At 68.2% G+C, this 1,344-nt stretch carries 2 protein-coding genes; both read right to left on the bottom strand.

Annotated elements, in window-relative coordinates; all coding sequences use genetic code 11:
* Positions 1-212: 212 nt before the first annotated feature.
* Entirely contained in the window at positions 213-710 is a 498-nt protein-coding gene (locus ACWCP0_RS42130; protein ID WP_451083991.1) for an allene oxide cyclase barrel-like domain-containing protein, read from the bottom strand.
* A 147-nt stretch (positions 711-857) separates the two neighbouring features.
* Positions 858-1,344, bottom strand: a 487-nt coding sequence (locus ACWCP0_RS42125) for an AAA family ATPase (RefSeq protein ID WP_451083990.1), incomplete at its 5' end; no start/stop codon positions are given.

Raw genomic sequence — 1,344 nt, 5'->3', positions numbered from 1 at the left:
CTTCAGAACCAGTGAAGTCAGGATGATCAAGAGATCGCAGAGTGGCTCACTTTTCATCCGCCGTCCGTGGCCCTCGTTTCACCCGTTGCCGAGAAAGGGTGAGCCGCCCTGGACGTCCCCTTGACCCACATTTCCCTTCGTACGACCGTCTCCCATGGTGCAACGCGAGGGGAGAAAGCCGGATTCCGGGGTCAGGTGGACGTCGGGGTCCGTCAGACGAGGTGGATCGTGAAGCGCCTCACGACCTTGGGGTCCGTGGCGATCGTGTCGGCGTGGACCGAACCGCGAGCCTTCTCGTACTCCCCGGTGCCGCCGGTGATCGCGTTGTCAAAGGGACCCTGGTCGAGGTAGTTGAAGTACATCCCCTGCACGGTGAGCTGGCCGCCCGGGAGGGTGTAGGTCACGACGCACTGCTCCGCTTCATCGGCGCCGCCCCGGGTGGTGGTGCAGGTGCCGTGGCTCTCGCCGACCTTGTTGTGCGCCTCGTCGAAGAGGTCCGAGCGGACGACGACCTGATCGCCCTGCGAGACGCTGCCGGGGGTGACGGGGAAGCGGGTCAGCTGCTGCACCTCGGCCAGGAGTGTGATGATCCGGGCCTTATCCCTGTCCTGGGCGGAACCGGTGTCCGTCGCGGCGGCCGCGACGGGGGTGCAGGCGAGGAGGGTGACCAGCGTGGCCGTGCCGAGGCAGGCCGCTCTGATGGGGCGCATCATGCGACTCCTGAGGTTGATGTTCGGGAATGACCGGATGGCTAACTTCCATCCGATTCAGTTCGATTCCCTTCATAACCTCGACTCCGCCGCCGCACGGAGCACCCCGGCACGAACCACCGGCACATCCAGCCGGTCGGACCAAAGTCAGGCGGCGGAGCTCGGCACGAAGCCGAACGGCAGCTCCAGGCGATGCCGGGCCATGAGCTCCTCGTCGGCGACGATCCCGCCCGTCGGCCCGTCGGCGGCGATGACGCCCTCGCTGAGGATGACCGAGCGCGGGCAGAGCTCCAGGGCGTACGGCTGGTCGTGGGTGACCATCAGGACGGTGACGTCCAGGGAGTGCAGGATGTTGACGAGCTCGCGGCGCGAGGCCGGGTCCAGGTTGGAGGACGGCTCGTCGAGGACGAGGATCTCCGGCTCCATGGCGAGGACCGTGGCGACGGCGACCCGGCGGCGCTGCTGGAGCGACGGGCCATCGCCCGCTTGGAGCTGGCCGAGGCCCTGTCCGGGCCGGAGTCGGAAGCCGACCACCCGCCGGAGTCGGTGCCGGCGAAGGTCGAGGGGGTGCGGTCGAAGGTGAAGCGGCTGGTGGAGCGGGGCTGGCTGGCCGAGGAGCGTCCCGGGGTGTTCA

The sequence above is a fragment of the Streptomyces sp. NPDC001970 genome, assembly GCF_053594115.1.
Note: the sequence above shows the minus strand (reverse complement) of the source record. Positions and strands in the feature narration are given on the sequence as shown.

What these genes read in the sequence shown, in the direction of transcription:
- ACWCP0_RS42130 (WP_451083991.1), bottom strand. Translation starts at nt 710, where the DNA reads ATGCGCCCCATCAGAGCGGCCTGCCTCGGCACGGCCACGCTGGTCACC.